This is a genomic window from Anaerovorax sp. IOR16, from assembly GCF_017168145.1.
Classification (GTDB): domain Bacteria; phylum Bacillota; class Clostridia; order Peptostreptococcales; family Anaerovoracaceae; genus IOR16.
Genome location: NZ_JADQTL010000009.1, coordinates 230,937 through 247,027 on the forward strand (window position 1 = coordinate 230,937; position 16,091 = coordinate 247,027).

A 16,091-nucleotide genomic window follows, 5' to 3' on the forward strand; every position below is an offset into this window, starting at 1 on the left:
AATGAGGAATTTGAATGTAGCGATGATAGGCTTTGGAAATGCGGCAAGGGCATTTGCTGGAATACTCGCAGAAAAACATGAAGTTATAAAGAAAACTATGGGTTGTGATGTTAATGTTGTTGCAATTACAACAGGAAGTCGTGGTAGTCTGGTTTGCCAGGAGGGAATTGATTTAAAGGAGGCTTGTCGACAGATTGAGGAGGAAGGTTCTTTTAATAAAGGCTCATCGCAGTATTCAAAATTGACATCGATGGAAGTCATCGACACAGTAGATTATGATGTAATGCTTGAATTAACACCGCTTCAAATTTTCACGGGACAACCTGCAATCGATCATTTAAAGTGTGCAATGAAACGTGGGAAGCATGCGATTACAGCGAATAAGGGTCCAATTGCATGGGCATACGATGAATTAAAGGAACTTGCAAAGAAACAAGGTGTTTGTTTTTATTATGAAACGACAGTAATGGATGGTACTCCAATATTTAACTTAGTTGAAGATACGTTAAAATTCTGTAAAGTAACAGAAGTAAGCGGCATTTTGAATACCACAACCAATTTTGTGCTTGAGGAATTAGCAAAAGGAATCCCTTATGATGAGGTAATGGAAGAAGGACGCAGAAGAGGGTTTGTCGAAGCCGATCCATCTATGGATATGGAAGGCTGGGATGCAGCTGCAAAAACGACCGCATTGTTGAACGTTCTTATGGGTGCGAATATCACTCCTAAGGATATTGATCGGAAAGGCATTGAAGACATTACGGAAGAAAACATCAAAGAAGCAGCAAATAGAGGGTGCTGCATTAAGCTTTTCTGTCGTGGTGTGATAGAAGACGGGAAAGTAGTTGGAACTGTGAAGCCTATTGAAGTGCCGATGGATGAATTGATTGCTCATATTGATGGGACATCCAGTGCAGTTTCTATTACGACGGATTTGATGGGCAAGTTAACGATTGTCGAGCATAATCCGGAGCTTTTGCAAACCGGATACGGTGTGTTCAGTGATCTGATCAGAGTGATAGCAAATAGTAAATAAACGATTTATAACACAAGAAAGTAATGGTTTGATACAAATAGAAAGAGCAGAGAATTCTCTAATTAATATAGAGGACTTCTGCTCTTTTAATTTCAAACAATATCGTTTAATGACAATTTACGTTTAAATACATTGTGTATTTACATTTTTTGAGTTGGTTAAAAATAACATTGTTGTATAGCAAATATCAAATTCTAAAATATCTCCTACCTGTAAATTATCAGTATTGTCTTCAACGTCGATTATGGTATGGTCAGAACTTCCTCCTAATATTTCAATGTTTTCTGTACGCGGAAGAAGCTTGGTGAGATCGCATGCATCTAGTTTACCGAGTCCAAGCAATGCTCTTCTTCGAATACCTCGATCTTCGTATTCACACACATTCCCAAACGCATCAATAAAGATTTCTCCGACCGGGTAAGTTGGTTTGTCTTTTACTTCGATAATCTGAGCTTTTAAAGTAAATGCGTCCATATTGAGATAGCTCATGTCATAACCCCAGTCTTTTTGTAAATCATAAGCTAAAATGATACCTTCGCCGATACGAAGATGGTTAATCCTTTTTGGCATAGTACCGTCATGTACCATTGTGAAGGAACTTGTCGCACCTCCGGAGATGACTTCAAGCTGTCGTCCGATGGTATCTTCAATCTTTTCTGCAACTTCAATCAATTCGTTCATTTTTTCTGGAGTCGGCTTAATAGAGCCGTAGCATCCTAGGTTTGTACCAATACCGAGTAGATGAACGTTTTCAAGGTCTTTTTCAATGTGAAGAGCTGCCTTTGCCATTTCGTCTTTATCCCAGAATCCTTCTCGGAGATCCCCCATGTCAGCCATTAAAATAATACTATGCTTTTTATTTTGACGAATGCATTCTTCATTTAATGCGTCAATCACGGAAATTTCACTTTGTAAACTGTATTCTGCCAGAGAAACCAATCTTGGAATTTCAGTCGGCATTGGAATTCGGATCAGCATAAAAGGTCCTTCAATGCCGTAATTCTTTGCATCTTCGATTTGTTCAAGACGGGAAGAGGCAATGTAACGACAGCCGCCTAGTTTAAATTGCTCTGATACCTGAGGGATTCCGTTAAAGCCTTTGATGACACCGGCAACTTCAATTCCGACTTTGCTGCAACGGTTCACTACCTGTTCGATATTATTTCTTAATTTTTTTAAGTCAATTTCAAGTAATGGATATTGATTTGTTGTATGTTCCATTTTAATCCTCCAGTTTGGTGATTTAGTATTTTCTATTATTATAATAATACAGGATAGCTATTATTCTGACAATAGTTGTAGGGGATTTGTTACGAATATGTTAAAGAATATGTTTAAATTGGAAAACTAAAATTAGTATGATAAAATAAGTTAGATTTTTACAAAAAGGAGACGGATTTTATGTTACTAATTAAAAATACAAGTACAAACCCTTATTTTAATTTAGCTGCAGAGGAGTACTTTTTGGATCATGTAGAAGATGAAATCCTTCTTTTATGGCGAAATGATCGAACTGTAGTTGTAGGGCGTAATCAGAATGCGATCGAAGAGATAAATTTAGATTATGTAAAGGAGAATGACATTTCTGTTGTCCGAAGATTAACAGGAGGAGGAACGGTTTTTCATGACATAGGCAACATTAATTATACAATCATCCAAAAATATGATTCTAGTTTATTTTCTGATTATGAGTTTTTTACAAAACCGATTTGTGAATTCTTAAAGACACTAGGGGTAAATGCAGTATTGTCTGGTAGAAATGATTTGTTCATTGATGGGAAAAAATTCTGCGGCAATGCACAGGCACGAAGAAATGGAAAAATCATGCATCATGGTTGTATTTTGTTTTCGGCGGATGTAGCCGATCTTACGGGTTGTTTAAAGCCGAATCCATTTAAAATAGAAAGTAAGGGTGTAAAGTCAGTACGCAGCTATGTGACAAATATATCAGAGCATCTGAAAGAACCTATGGATGCTGATACTTTTTTTAACCAACTTTATTATTCTTTTAAAGAGAATATTTCTGAAATCAAAGAAGGTTCTCTTAATGAGAATGACATTTATGCTATTAATAGCCTTGCAAAAAAGAAATATGAAACATGGGACTGGAACTTTGGGCAATCACCGGATTATACAGCTAAAAAAAGCTGTAAATATGAGTTTGGTGTGGTAGAAGTTTGTTTCTCGGTTGAAGATGGAATCATACAAAAAATGAAAATTTACGGTGACTTTTTTGGGACAAAAGATATTTCTCAATTAGAAATGCAATGCTTAGGAGTTTTACATGAAAAAGAAGCGCTGCAGAATGTACTAAATAATTTTCCTATTGGTGAATGTATTTGGGGTATCAATGCAAAACAATTTTTAGAATTATTATTTTAGGGGGAGCAAATGAATATTAAAGATATTTCAATGAAAGAAATTGATGCAATTAAAGATGTCTGGGAGAAAAACAGAGAGTATCATCAAAGATTGTCAAAGGAATTTGGATATTTGTATGATGGACTGAATTTTCATGATCGGATGAAAGGGTTTTTAAGCTATGATCCATCGTTGCTTAAGATTAGTGTTGCTGAAATCGATGGAGTGATTGTAGGATATTGTATTTCAGTTTGTGATGGGCAAATAGGTGAAATTGCAACACTTCATGTTCTTTCTATGTATCGGAAAGAAGGTATCGGAAAAAAACTGATTTTGAGGCACCTTGATTGGTTGAAAAAAGTAGGATGTAAGGAAATTACCATTACCGTTTCCTATGAAAATATAGAAACGATCGAATTTTATCGTTCGTTTGGATTTGGAGAAAATACAATTGAGATGCGATTAAAAATGATTTAAATAAAAAGCAAAAAGTGGCTTCTGGAGAAGCCGCTCAGACTGTAGACAAGGATATCTCTATCTTTGCCTACAGTTTTTTTTACATAATGTAATACATTTTATTGTATTTATGGTAAAATATATGTATAAATACATGGAGGTATTTGCTTTATGATGGGTAAGAAAGATTTATTAGGTCGTGATCAATTTCAAATGGTAACCTTGAATTCTCTTGTTCCACAAGATCATATTATTCGTAAGATAGATACTGCGATTAATCTCTCTTTCATTTATGACCTTGTAAAAGATTTGTATTCTGATGTGGGAAAAGAAAGCATCGACCCTGTCGTCTTAATTAAAATTACCCTCATTCAATATACCTTTGGTATTCGATCCATGAGGCAGACCATTAAAGAAATTCAAACGAATGTAGCTTATCGATGGTATCTTGGTTATAGTTTAGAGGAAGAAATTCCTCACTTTTCTACCTTTGGTAAAAACTACTCTCGTCGGTTTCAAAATACTGACTTATTCGAACAAATCTTTCAAAGAGTCATTGCTGAAATTATGGAATATGAATTCATTAATTCAGAAAGCATTTTCATTGACGGTACACATATTAAAGCAAGTGCAAATAACCATAACAGTGAAAAAGAAACCGTTTTGGAATCCGTTAAATACTATGAAAAAGAACTAATGAAAGAAATTAACGAAGATCGCATTGAACGAGGAAAACAAGCTTGTAAAAAAAAACGGAAGCCAAAGAAAAGACAAAAGTAATCAAGAAAAGTACCGTAGATCCGGATTGCGGTGTATTTCATAAAGGAAAGCATAAGGTAGTATTTGCTTATGCTGCAAATGTAGCTTGCGATCGAAACAATTACATACTTGCTTTTCATACAAATCCAGGAAATGTACATGACTCAGTTGCATTCCCAAAGATTTATGAAAAAGTAAAAAGATATAAAGGTGTAAAAAATATTGTAATGGATTCCGGATATAAAACACCTGCAATTGCTAGAGAAATACTCAAAGATAAACGAATTCCTATCCTACCATACAAACGACCTATGACAAAAAATGGTTATTTTAAAAAACACGAATATGCTTATGATGAATACTATGATTGCTTTGTATGCCCAGAAAACCAAGTGTTAAACTATACTACAACAAATAGAGAAGGGTATCGGGAATATAAGAGTAAAGGAGAAATTTGCAAGAGTTGCCCTTCCTTATCAGAATGCACAGCAAGTAAGGACCATGTAAAAGTAGTCACACGTCATATATGGGAAAACTACATAGAGCAATGTGAGGACATTCGTCATACTCCAAAGTATCGAGATCTTTACAAACTACGGAGTCAAACCATTGAGCGAGTCTTTGCAGATGCAAAAGAAAAACATAATATGCGTTATACACAATATCGAGGGATTCAGAAGATAGAAATGGAACTGAATCTTCTTTTTGCGTCCATGAATCTAAAAAAACTAGCAACATGGATTCATAAATCTGAAAGAAGGAATCAAATGGCATAGAGATATCCTTTTATTTTTTCTTTTTTTAAAAGCTTTATAGAAAAAATAGAAAATACCTTGCAGAAATTATAAGAATATAAATTTAGCAAGGTATTTTGTCTACAGTCTGAGTGGCTTCTGGAGAAGCCGCTTTTTTTGGTATAATCATTACTTTTATTATTAAAACCGTAATCCGATAAACTGTATTCAAGAAAGTAGTTAAAAAATTAAATATAACAAGTTACTTTAAAATCGTATAGGCTTCGAACAAGAGTATGTAACTCATAAGCATCATCATCTAAGTTTTTGTTGCTTAGAACAATAAATGTTTTACCAAGCATTGGTTGTTTTAAATAATACGTTGAAAATCCTTGTGTAGAACCGTTATGATTTTGTTCTATGATATCATTTTGAGATTCGAAGATAAACCAGCCACATCGATATGTATATGATTGTGAAGGAAAGTTATGGGAAGGTATGTGATAAGCTTCATTGAGTGCTTCTTTGCTAATGAGTGTACCGTTATCAAGTGCTTGATCCCATTTATATAGATCTTCTAAGGAAGAATACACACCTCCGTCCCCGAGGACTCCGCTTGAGTAGCTTTGATCATGGGTAACATAGATACCTTTTCGTCGTTCTGCACCCAAAGCTCGGTTTGGAATGGTAGGGTCATGAACTGGATCATAAGCGACTGTTTGTGTCATATTAAGTGGCTTAAAGATGTTTTCTGTCATGAAATCAGCCAAGGAAGTACCGGAAACGGCTTCCACTACTTGACCTAGAACGGTATAGCCTGTATCTGAGTATTGAAAGTCTTTGCCTGGTTCAAAATACGTTCCGTCCATCCGTTTCACAATTTCATATACATCATGATCGGTTAATTGATTGGTTTCGGTAAATCCGCCTCCGATGAGTTCGGTAGGCTCTCCGTAATAGTCTTTTAGACCGGAAGTGTGGGTTAAAAGATGGCGAACCGTAATATCTTTTCCGTACTCAGGAAAATCTTTTAAGATTGTATGTACCGGAGCTTCGTAATCAAGACGGCCTTGTTCTTTTAATAGAATGATACACATAGCGGTAAACATTTTTGTAACGGAGGCCAAACGATAATTTGTACTTGGTGTTGCAGGGATTTTCTCTTCCACATTTGCATAACCAAATGATTTTTTATATACAACTTTCCCATGATCAGCAATCAGAACAGAGAGGGAGGGAGAGTTGGAGTCCTTTGTTAGTTTCATTAAATGGTGATCCAGTTTTTGTTCCGGTGTTCGGCTGACTGTACAGGATGTAAAAAGAAAAATACAAATTAATAGAATTAAAAATCGTTTCATTTTAAATTTCATTGATATTCTCCTCTCATTAAAACGATAAGAAAATAGATATAAGAAAGCAGGGAATTTAAATTTATTAAAGTATGATTTACTTAATAAACAGTATATCATTGCTATACTGAAACTTTATATAAGAGTTGTAAAAATTAAGAAAAATTAAGAAAATAAAAAAACGGCTCTTTTCAGAATATAAAGAGCCGTTTTTGATTTATAACTTAAAGACCATATATTTGATCGAGAAGGTTGTTTCGTTTGGATTAATGTTGTGCTTGGAAGCACGAAATAACTGTTGTACTTAATCCTGCACCTAAAGCAGCAATTGTAAATGATGCGTATTTTAAGAAGTTTGTTACAGTGATCATTTTAGATTCATCTACTGCTACGGTGATGGTGTCCCCAGTATCATCCATCCAATTGGTGTTATCAGGACTGATTTTGACTACTAATGTGATATCTTGTGAACCGGTATTTTTAATAAACCAATTATAAGAAGATTGTTGTGAAATGTCTTGTGCGTCAGCTACTACAGCAGCAGTTTCATCGACAGTTTTTGGTGTTAAAATTGTACCAGCACCGAAAGAGTCTACATTTGTGAATATGAGATCATTTTGGACTTTACCAATTACATTTGTACCTGCGGAAAGTCCTACGTTGAGTGGGGTGGTACCGTTTATAATGCCAACATCATTCGTGATATCTGTAACAGCGGTTACTGTACCTACGTTTAGCGGTGTAGCACCATTTATAATACTGACATCATTGGTAATATCGGTAACGGCAGTAACTGTGTTAACCGTATTTACAGTATCAATTGTGCTGTCGGCAGCAAAATTGACAGGCAGGTTACCTGAATTGTCAACGTGTAAAGGTACTACATTATCAGTGGTATTGTCTACAACATAAATTTGACCTTTTAATTGACTCGGTGAATTTTGGAATATAGGCATTCCTGGCATGTTTAATCACTCCATATTAAATTTTGAGTAAAAAAATTTTACTCTCATTCATAATATGAAAATTTTATAAAAAGTTTCCTTAGTACTTTACTCTTTTCCCTGATACCATACTTTGATCGGAGTCGGCTGAGAGGAAGAAATTGTTTTATACGATACTCTTACATATCTTGCAGTACGAAGTGGTTCTTGATAAACGACTTCGTTTGGCTTTATTAAAGTTGGTCCGGAATCATTGCAGATCATATTTTTATCGGGACTGATCTGAATATCTATTTCCACCTCTTGATGACCCAGATTTTGTATAAAGTAGGTATAGTCATCCATAGAACTGCAATCCATCCAATTGCAATATTGTACATGTTCTCTTGCAACGCAGTCTTCGATGATATTGATCAATCTATGACTTGGATCCGGTGGTACTGTTTCCAAAAATACTTCTAAAATAGGCTTTTTGTCGTGATAAAAAGGTTCAAATTCTTTAATGCTGCAACATTCAGATTGATTATTTGTGTATGCCCTTAAATCAAAAGGTTTTTTTCGAATCGTCTTTATTATATTTGTTACATCCCATTCGTAATAGCCTTTTTCAAAAATCATAGTACCTACATTGTTGCTGTTTATACAAATAACAGTCGGATTATGGTTGCCCCAAATCTTTTTACAGTACATTTTAAGAGTCGCTCTTACAATGGTTTCGTTTGGATTTGTGATAAATGGAAGAAAGGTTAGTTCTGCATTAAAATAAATGCAATCACTCCCTTTTCCTACTAATATGGTATCATTTATAATATTATCGCAATGCCTAGCAAAGCTTTTTATTTCTATGGGATTTATTTGTAGGATGCGCATAGGTTCACTCCCTTAAAAATTTTCTTGTATTAAAATATTCATTTTATTTCGGAAGGTTACAACAGGGTGAAAGAAACACGCCATTAAAAAAGCCGTTTTACAGTATTTGTAAAACGACTTTATAAAAACAATATTTATAGCAATTTTAAGGTTATTTTGAACGAATGTGAGCTGCTACTTTCACATCTTCTTTTTTGATGTGATTGAGAAGCCATCCTGCAATGCTGCTGTTTACTTTACCTACTAATACAACAGTAGGCCCATCTTTTTCCAATTGGGACATTAAATCATGTACAACCTTTTTAAATTCTTCGTGATATCTTTTATGATTCACATAATCCGGATATTTACTTGCTAGTTGAAGCTTTTCTTCATCTGCAAAGTGCTTTGACGTATAATTATATAAAAAGGTAGTGGTTTCTTTCAGTGCATCTCGGCCTTTTCCTTGTGAACAAGAATTAAGTAAATTATTGAGTGCACCGATTAATTGCTTGTGTTGTTCATCAATTGTTATATTTCCGGTTTCTAAATCAGCAGTCCAATTATATGCCATAATTATTACACTCCTTTTTTTTAATGCGTTTCATTTGTTAACGTCACGTTTGCTAATCTTAAGTGAGATTAACCGAAGTATCTGTTTAATAGACCTTCAAACGCGCATCCATGTCTTGCTTCGTCTTTTGCCATTTCATGAACGGTATCGTGAATTGCATCTAAATTTTGCTGTTTTGCCATAGTAGCTAATGCTTTTTTACCTGCACATGCACCATTCTCCGCTTCCACACGTAACTCTAAGTTTTTCTTTGTAGAATCAGTAATTACTTCTCCTAAAAGCTCTGCGAATTTCGCAGCATGTTCTGCTTCTTCCCAAGCTGCCTTTTCATAGTACATACCAATTTCTGGATAACCTTCTCTATGAGCCACTCTAGCCATAGCAAGATACATTCCGACTTCTGTGCATTCACCCATGAAATTATCTCTAAGACCCTGTACAATTTCAGGATCAACGTCTTTTGCAACTCCTACAAAATGTTGGTCAGCCCATTCTTTTTTACCCTCTTCTGCAAGCTTAAACTTTTCAGCAGGCACTTTACATTGTGGACATTGTGCAGGTGGCTGATCTCCTTCATGAACGTAACCGCATACGGTACAAACCCATTTTTTCATTTTTAAATTCCTCCATTTCAAATTATCATTTTTATCGGCATTATGCCATTTTATCAATTTTATGTGATTGCTCACGATTCATATATACCACATAACTCAAAGTTAAAACAAAGAAAATTTTATTTATAATAAATATATTGTTCAATGCATTACTCAATTTTTTGGTTGTTACTCGATCAAATCATCCCGAAATATTTAGTATATAAAGCAGAAACTAAGATTAAAAAATGAAGTCATTGAAAAAATTGTTCGAAAATTCGAAGTTATTTATCATTTCCTTGTAAAAACGCACAAGAATCCTTGCTTTTTCACGGTAAATTGATATAATTAAAAGGGTCTTATTAAATAGGGAAACCCTATCATTTTAAGGAGGAGAGACAATGAAAAAGATATCCCTTATGCTGGTATTAGTGATGATTTTATCAGCATTTATGGCGGGCTGTGGCGACAGCGGCGCCGATTCCGGAGCGTTACCGGAAAAAATTATTGTTGGAGTGTTCGAACCGCTTACTGGTGCCAATGCAGGCGGTGGTGAACTAGAGCTACAGGGAATTGAACTGGCTCACGAAATGTTTCCGACTGTGACCATTGATGGAACAGAAATACCTGTAGAACTTGCAATTGCTGATAACAAGTCAGATAAAACAGAAGCATCCAATGCGGCAAGAAATCTTGTTGACAGCAAGGGTGCACATATTGTAGTCGGCAGCTGGGGAAGTGGATTCTCCATGGCAGCAGGTCCGATTTTTGAGGATTCAGAAGTGCCTGCAATCGGTACATCATGTACAAACCCTTTGGTAACCAAAGGCATGCCATACTATTTCCGTGTTTGCTTTATTGATCCGTTCCAGGGTACAGTAATGGCAAAATATGCATTTGATGAAGGATTTAAAAAGATTGCGGTTGTTCAGGAAGTATCCAATGATTACGCAGTCTCCTTAGCAGCTTTCTTCAAGGATGCATTTACAGAATTAACGGGAGATGATAATTGTATCGTAAGCACTTTAAACTATAATACAAACGATCAGGATTTCAGTGCACAGCTTACAGATATTAAGAATTCCGGTGCGGAAGCGATTTTTGCACCAGGTAATTTTACAGAAACCGCTCTTTTGATGAAACAAGCAAGAGAATTAGGAATTGATTTACAGTTCTTAGGCGGAGATACTTGGGAAACACCACCGCTTCTTGAAATTGCAGGAGACGCTGCAGAAGGTGCTGTTTATTCTTCCTTCTATGATCCGGCAGCTCCTTTAACTGAAATGACTGCAACATTCTTAGATGCTTATGCTGCAAAGTATGGTGATGAACAGCCGGCAGGTGTAACTGCATGTGGATTTGATGCTTACTTACTTGCACTTGATGCGATTCAAAGAGCAGGAAGTGCAGATGGTCCGGCAATTCGAGATACTTTAGCAGAGACAAAGGATTTTGAAGGTGCAGCTGGTTTTGTTACTTTAGATGAAAATGGCGATGCAATTAAGCCTGCCGTAATTAAAACGGTTAAGGATGGGCAGTTTGTATATAAGAGTTTTGTAGAGCCGTTCTAATGAATTAATAGATTTATTTTGAATCATGAATGCAGCTTCCAAATGAAGCTGCATCCATGATTCTGTTTTAAGTAGAAATTAGAGGAGAAATTATCATATGACATTGTCCGCTTTTATGCAAAATGTGGCAAATGCGGTGTCTTTGGGAAGTTTATATGCTTTGCTTGCCATTGGCTATACCATGGTATACGGAATCCTACGTCTGATTAACTTTGCACACGGCGAAATTTTTATGCTGGGTGCATATTTTGCTTTTTATGCGGTTTCCGTTTTCCTACTACCTTGGTATATTGCATTTCCAATGGCGATTTTAATAACTGCAATTTTTGGTGTTTTACTGGAGAGAGTAGCTTATAAGCCCCTGAGAAATGCACCGAGAATTGCGATTATGATGTCTGCCATAGGCGCATCTTATTTAATTCAGAATGTAGGAATTTTAGTGTTTGGAGGTGTTCCGGTATCTTTTCCGAACATCCCGATTTTTAGTCAAGTTTGCAAGGTTGGAGGCATTAGTATTGCCCGTGTTTCTTTCGTGATTCCGGTTGTTACTTTAATTGCACTGGCTGTTTTATTTTACATAATTAATAAAACAAAGGTTGGAACCGCAATGCGTGCTGTTTCCAAAGATTATGAAGCTGCGCGTTTGATGGGTATTGATGTAAATACGATCATTACCTTTACCTTTGGAATCGGTTCGGTTATGGCTGCAATCGGTGCAATCTTATGGGGAATGAAATACCCTTCCTTGATTCCAACGTTAGGTTTGATGCCTGGTTTAAAATGTTTTATTGCAGCAGTTGTTGGCGGTATTGGAGATGTACGCGGTGCTGTAATCGGAGGTTTTATAATTGGTATCCTTGAAATTATGATCGTGGCTTTTTTCCCAGATCTATCCGGCTATCGTGATGCTTTTGCATTTGTATTACTGATTGTCATTTTGCTTGTAAAACCAACTGGCTTAATGGGAAAATCAGCGATTGAGAAAGTATAGGGGGTGCCATGATGAATGCATTAAGAACGATGAATCATGACCGACGTAATCAAATTTTGACGGCGCTTGCTATTGTATTGGTTGCTGTTTTGTTAGTCATTGCAAATATGACCTTAAGTAAATATCATTTAAGATTATTAAATTTAGGTGGAATTTACGTTATTTTATCTTTAAGTATGATTTTAATCAATGGATTTGTCGGATTATTTTCCTTGGGGCATGCAGGATTTATGGCGATTGGTGCCTATACCTGTGCTTTGCTTACTATGGAACCGGCAGAAAAAGCAGTAAACTTTTATTTGAAGCCAATTGTGCCATGGCTTGGTGAAATGCATATGGGATTTTTACCAGCAATGCTGATTGGCGGTATTTTGGCTGCAATCATAGGATTCTTGATTGGCTGGCCGGTACTTCGATTAAACGATGATTACTTGGCAATTGCTACATTAGGATTTGCTGAAATCATTCGTATCGTTTTAACAAATTTACAAACGATAACAAATGGTTCTTTAGGATTAAAGGGACTCCCTAAAATGGAGATTGATGTTTTTGGATTGTTACCGGAATCCATGCATGGTATACTCGTATTAAATTTGTCTGCATGCATTTGGATTGCAGTTATCATTACAATATTGTTTTTTGTACGCTTGATACGAGGAAGTTATGGTAAGGCATTTAAAGCGATTCGAGAAGATGAAATTGCAGCCGAAGCAATGGGAATTGATGTGTTTCACCATAAACTCTTGGCCTTTGTCATTGCCAGCTTCTTTGCAGGAATCGGCGGTGCGCTTTTGGGAAACATTATGCAGACAATCGATCCGCTTATGTTCCGATTCCTTATGACATATAATGTTGTCTTGATTGTTGTAATCGGTGGCATCGGAAGCTTGACTGGCGGAGTTTTGGCAGCTATTATTGTAACCATTTTTATGGAATTGTTAAGATTTTTAGATGCATCTTGGATGCTGGGACCGGTACAAGTACCTGGAACTGCTGGTGTTCGTATGGTGGTATTTTCTATCATATTAATGGTAATGGTTATTTTTAAACCGCAGGGTATTATGGGACGACGTGAATTTTCTTGGGATTGGTTTCTTAGTATTCCAACTCAAATAAAAGAATTTTCTTTGAATAGATCCAAGAAAGAAGCATCTGCGGATTCTAAGAAAGGATGTGAGTAATATGTCTTTGCTTAGAACGCAAAATATGACGATACGTTTTGGTGGTGTTGTTGCGGTAAAGGATTTGAATTTACGCCTTGAAAAAGGTGAGATTATTGGCTTGATTGGTCCGAATGGTGCAGGAAAAACAACTGCATTTAATATGGTTTCAGGCGTATATAAACCCACTGAGGGAAAAATTTTCTTAAATGAAGGGGATATTACTGGTCAAAAACCGAATAATATTACTAAGCTTGGTATTGCAAGAACGTTTCAAAACATTCGTTTATTCAAAGATTTGACCGTTTTGGATAATGTTATTATAGCGAATCATCTTCGCTTAAAAAGCAATTGGATTTCTTCTGTTTTAAGAACATCGAATTATGTAAGCCAAGAAAATGAAATGGAAGAACGCTCTTTAGATTTATTGGAAAAAGTAGGTCTTTTGGATGTGAAAGATGAAAAGGCGTATTCTTTGCCTTATGGGAAGCAGCGCCGTCTAGAAATTGCAAGAGCTTTAGCGACTAAACCTCAAATTCTTCTTTTGGATGAACCGGCTGCCGGCATGAATCCGCAGGAATCCGATGAATTGATGCAATTTGTTGGAAGAATTCGTGATGAATTTGACCTTTCTGTGCTGATGATTGAGCACCATATGCAGGTAGTTATGGGTATTTGTGACCGTATTTATGTATTAGAGTATGGTATTAACATCGCGGAGGGGACTCCAAAGGAGATACAAAGCAATCAAAAAGTTATCGATGCTTACTTGGGGGTGGAATAATCATGTTAAAAATTGAGAATTTAAACGTACATTATGGTGGAATTCATGCCCTGCGAGGTATCAGCTTGGAAGTGCCGGATGGCAAAATCATATCTTTGATCGGTGCAAATGGCGCTGGTAAAAGTACAACTTTAAAGTCAGTTATGGGTCTTGTTCCTAAAACAGAAGGCAGCATTGTATGTGATGGGGTAGATATTACAAATTTAAAGACGAAGGATATGGTCAAGGAAGGGATTATTCTTTGTCCAGAAGGTCGTCGTGTATTTCCGGATTTGACGGTTGCAGAGAATGTTATGCTAGGAGCGTATGTAAGAAAAGATAAAGAGCAGATTGCAAAGGATGAAAAATGGGTGTATAATTTATTTCCGCGGCTGGAAGAAAGAAAATGGCAGCAGGCGGGTACACTTTCCGGCGGAGAACAGCAAATGCTTGCAGTGGCTCGTTCGCTTATGAGTAAGCCTAAGCTGTTAATGATGGATGAACCATCTTTAGGATTGGCTCCGATTATTGTAAAAAATATTTTTAATATAATTAAGGAAATCAATCAAGTTGGGGTAAATGTACTACTCATTGAGCAAAATGCGAAGGCTGCTTTGGAAATATCGGATTACGGTTATGTAATGGAAACCGGGAAAATTATATTATCCGGGCCGGGAAAAGAACTGTTGCAAAACGATGGAGTTCGAAAAGCATATTTAGGAGAATAACAAAAGGATGGCACAAAAGAGAAAGAGAAGGATTGCATTGCTTTGCAGTGTGGTTGTCTTACTAATGAGTCTGCTTGGTGGCTGTGCGACTTTCGAAAACTTCCAACAGGGTTTCTTTACAAAGAAAACAGAGGAAGTGGTTCGCTTTGGAGTTTATCAGCCTTTATCCGGTGCAGATAAAGAAGCGGCAGCACTGGAAGTAAAAGGAATTGAACTTGCACATAAATTGTTTCCGCAAGCTTTAGGGAAACAGGTGGAACTGATTTATGCAGATAATAAATCGGATGTATTTGCTGCAGAAGCGGCGGCAAAGGAATTGGTAGAAAAACGTGTGGCTTTGGTATTAGGGAGCTATGGAAATGCGTTGAGCTTGGTTGGAAGTGATGTTTTTAAAGAAGAAAAAATTCCTGCCATTGCTGCAACCTGTACAAATCCATTAGTAACCAGCAGTAGTGACTTTTATTTCAGGGCATGCTTTGTAGACTCTTTTCAAGGAAATGCAGCGGCGAAGTTTGTAAATGAAAGCTTAGGCGTTACGCAAGCGATTGTTATGAAACAAACGGATAACGATTATGCCTCTGCAATGTCTCAAATGTTTTCGGATAAATTGGTTGCTCTCACAGGTGATCCCAATGCAATTATAAATACTTTGGAATTTAAAAAAGGTGATACAGACTATTCGGCACAATTGGATGCAATTTCAGCCTCTGGCGTACCGATTGTTTACTTGCCTTGTACCGAAGAAGAAGGAATTACAATTTTAAAACAAGCAAAGGAAAAAGGGATTACTGCTACTTTTGTAGGAACCGATAAATGGGATACGGAGAACTTCTTAAAAAAAGGTGGACAAGCAGTGGAAGGTGCAGCTTTCACAACACTATTTGATGCGGAATCATCTTTGACAGAGATGAGCCAGCTTTTTTTAGAATCCTATCAAAAAGAATATGGAGTAGAAGAAAAACCTGAAAGTGCAGTTGCTTTAGGTTTTGATGCATATTTATTGGCGGTGAATGCATTGAATAATGCAGGAACGGCGCTTAATGGTGAAGCAATTCGCGACCAGCTTTTTAAAACCAAAGAATTTCAAGGTGCAACCGGAAGTATTTCATTAAACTTAACTGGCGATCCGGTTAAATCGGTTGTCATTGAAGCGGTTGAAAATGGCGCGTTTGTGCATAAATATACAGCTGAACCTACTTGGGGACAGTAAGAAAGAAAGGAAA

15 protein-coding genes and 1 pseudogene are annotated in these 16,091 nt (G+C 36.5%); 10 read left to right on the plus strand and 6 right to left on the minus strand.

Annotated elements, in window-relative coordinates:
- The first annotated feature begins 1 nt into the window (after window position 1).
- Window positions 2-1,036 (plus strand): hypothetical protein, encoded by a 1,035-nt coding sequence (locus I2490_RS04620; protein ID WP_206458607.1) that lies wholly within the window; start codon window positions 2-4, stop codon window positions 1,034-1,036.
- A 123-nt stretch (window positions 1,037-1,159) separates the two neighbouring features.
- On the opposite strand, the gene I2490_RS04625 is transcribed toward I2490_RS04620, so the two are convergent.
- The gene (locus I2490_RS04625) at window positions 1,160-2,257 is read right to left on the minus strand and encodes an alanine/ornithine racemase family PLP-dependent enzyme (RefSeq protein ID WP_206458608.1); all 1,098 of its coding nucleotides are present in this window, start codon (window positions 2,255-2,257) and stop codon (window positions 1,160-1,162) included.
- Window positions 2,258-2,437: 180 nt separating this feature from the next.
- Here I2490_RS04625 and I2490_RS04630 point away from each other — a divergent pair, with 180 nt between their 5' ends.
- The 3 genes and pseudogenes from I2490_RS04630 (at window position 2,438) to I2490_RS04640 (ending at window position 5,388) form a co-directional block, all read left to right on the plus strand.
- On the plus strand, window positions 2,438-3,418 hold the full coding sequence (locus tag I2490_RS04630; protein ID WP_206458609.1) for a lipoate--protein ligase: 981 nt from the start codon (window positions 2,438-2,440) through the stop codon (window positions 3,416-3,418).
- 9 nt (window positions 3,419-3,427) lie between these two features.
- Window positions 3,428-3,874 carry a GNAT family N-acetyltransferase gene (locus tag I2490_RS04635; protein WP_206458610.1) on the plus strand — a complete coding sequence of 149 codons (447 nt, stop codon included), beginning with the start codon at window positions 3,428-3,430 and terminating at the stop codon, window positions 3,872-3,874.
- Between the two features lie 150 nt (window positions 3,875-4,024).
- A pseudogene (locus tag I2490_RS04640) lies at window positions 4,025-5,388 on the plus strand (IS1182 family transposase).
- A 206-nt stretch (window positions 5,389-5,594) separates the two neighbouring features.
- Here the strand turns inward: I2490_RS04640 and I2490_RS04645 are convergent.
- The 5 genes from I2490_RS04645 to I2490_RS04665 form a co-directional block, all read right to left on the minus strand.
- Window positions 5,595-6,716: a serine hydrolase domain-containing protein gene (locus I2490_RS04645; protein ID WP_206458611.1), complete on the minus strand. Its 1,122-nt coding sequence runs from the start codon at window positions 6,714-6,716 to the stop codon at window positions 5,595-5,597.
- Between the two features lie 245 nt (window positions 6,717-6,961).
- Entirely contained in the window at window positions 6,962-7,660 is a 699-nt protein-coding gene (locus I2490_RS04650; protein WP_206458612.1) for a DUF6385 domain-containing protein, read from the minus strand.
- Window positions 7,661-7,747: 87 nt separating this feature from the next.
- A complete protein-coding gene (locus I2490_RS04655) occupies window positions 7,748-8,509 on the minus strand; it encodes a DUF6385 domain-containing protein (protein WP_206458613.1) in 762 nt (253 codons plus the stop codon).
- Between the two features lie 151 nt (window positions 8,510-8,660).
- Window positions 8,661-9,062 (minus strand): bacteriohemerythrin, encoded by a 402-nt coding sequence (locus tag I2490_RS04660; RefSeq protein ID WP_206458614.1) that lies wholly within the window; start codon window positions 9,060-9,062, stop codon window positions 8,661-8,663.
- A 68-nt stretch (window positions 9,063-9,130) separates the two neighbouring features.
- Complete coding sequence (locus tag I2490_RS04665; RefSeq protein WP_206458615.1) at window positions 9,131-9,676, minus strand: NADH peroxidase; 546 nt, start codon at window positions 9,674-9,676, stop codon at window positions 9,131-9,133.
- Window positions 9,677-10,056: 380 nt separating this feature from the next.
- Between I2490_RS04665 and I2490_RS04670 the strand changes: the two genes are divergently transcribed.
- From I2490_RS04670 to I2490_RS04695, 6 genes are all read left to right on the plus strand, one after another.
- Window positions 10,057-11,226 carry an ABC transporter substrate-binding protein gene (locus I2490_RS04670; protein ID WP_206458616.1) on the plus strand — a complete coding sequence of 390 codons (1,170 nt, stop codon included), beginning with the start codon at window positions 10,057-10,059 and terminating at the stop codon, window positions 11,224-11,226.
- Between the two features lie 97 nt (window positions 11,227-11,323).
- Window positions 11,324-12,217, plus strand: a complete 894-nt coding sequence (locus I2490_RS04675; RefSeq protein ID WP_206458617.1) for a branched-chain amino acid ABC transporter permease — start codon at window positions 11,324-11,326, stop codon at window positions 12,215-12,217.
- Between the two features lie 8 nt (window positions 12,218-12,225).
- Window positions 12,226-13,398: a branched-chain amino acid ABC transporter permease gene (locus I2490_RS04680; protein WP_245157089.1), complete on the plus strand. Its 1,173-nt coding sequence runs from the start codon at window positions 12,226-12,228 to the stop codon at window positions 13,396-13,398.
- Between the two features lies 1 nt (window position 13,399).
- Entirely contained in the window at window positions 13,400-14,161 is a 762-nt protein-coding gene (locus I2490_RS04685; protein WP_206458618.1) for an ABC transporter ATP-binding protein, read from the plus strand.
- Window positions 14,162-14,163: 2 nt separating this feature from the next.
- Window positions 14,164-14,868 carry an ABC transporter ATP-binding protein gene (locus tag I2490_RS04690; RefSeq protein ID WP_206458619.1) on the plus strand — a complete coding sequence of 235 codons (705 nt, stop codon included), beginning with the start codon at window positions 14,164-14,166 and terminating at the stop codon, window positions 14,866-14,868.
- 7 nt (window positions 14,869-14,875) lie between these two features.
- Window positions 14,876-16,078, plus strand: a complete 1,203-nt coding sequence (locus I2490_RS04695) for an ABC transporter substrate-binding protein (RefSeq protein WP_206458620.1) — start codon at window positions 14,876-14,878, stop codon at window positions 16,076-16,078.
- Window positions 16,079-16,091: the final 13 nt, after the last annotated feature.

Coding starts and splice junctions, on each gene's coding strand:
- I2490_RS04620 (WP_206458607.1), top strand. CDS start 2: ATGAGGAATTTGAATGTAGCGATGATAGGCTTTGGAAATGCGGCAAGG.
- I2490_RS04625 (WP_206458608.1), bottom strand. CDS start 2,257: ATGGAACATACAACAAATCAATATCCATTACTTGAAATTGACTTAAAA.
- I2490_RS04630 (WP_206458609.1), top strand. CDS start 2,438: ATGTTACTAATTAAAAATACAAGTACAAACCCTTATTTTAATTTAGCT.
- I2490_RS04635 (WP_206458610.1), top strand. CDS start 3,428: ATGAATATTAAAGATATTTCAATGAAAGAAATTGATGCAATTAAAGAT.
- I2490_RS04645 (WP_206458611.1), bottom strand. CDS start 6,716: ATGAAATTTAAAATGAAACGATTTTTAATTCTATTAATTTGTATTTTT.
- I2490_RS04650 (WP_206458612.1), bottom strand. CDS start 7,660: ATGCCAGGAATGCCTATATTCCAAAATTCACCGAGTCAATTAAAAGGT.
- I2490_RS04655 (WP_206458613.1), bottom strand. CDS start 8,509: ATGCGCATCCTACAAATAAATCCCATAGAAATAAAAAGCTTTGCTAGG.
- I2490_RS04660 (WP_206458614.1), bottom strand. CDS start 9,062: ATGGCATATAATTGGACTGCTGATTTAGAAACCGGAAATATAACAATT.
- I2490_RS04665 (WP_206458615.1), bottom strand. CDS start 9,676: ATGAAAAAATGGGTTTGTACCGTATGCGGTTACGTTCATGAAGGAGAT.
- I2490_RS04670 (WP_206458616.1), top strand. CDS start 10,057: ATGAAAAAGATATCCCTTATGCTGGTATTAGTGATGATTTTATCAGCA.
- I2490_RS04675 (WP_206458617.1), top strand. CDS start 11,324: ATGACATTGTCCGCTTTTATGCAAAATGTGGCAAATGCGGTGTCTTTG.
- I2490_RS04680 (WP_245157089.1), top strand. CDS start 12,226: ATGATGAATGCATTAAGAACGATGAATCATGACCGACGTAATCAAATT.
- I2490_RS04685 (WP_206458618.1), top strand. CDS start 13,400: ATGTCTTTGCTTAGAACGCAAAATATGACGATACGTTTTGGTGGTGTT.
- I2490_RS04690 (WP_206458619.1), top strand. CDS start 14,164: ATGTTAAAAATTGAGAATTTAAACGTACATTATGGTGGAATTCATGCC.
- I2490_RS04695 (WP_206458620.1), top strand. CDS start 14,876: ATGGCACAAAAGAGAAAGAGAAGGATTGCATTGCTTTGCAGTGTGGTT.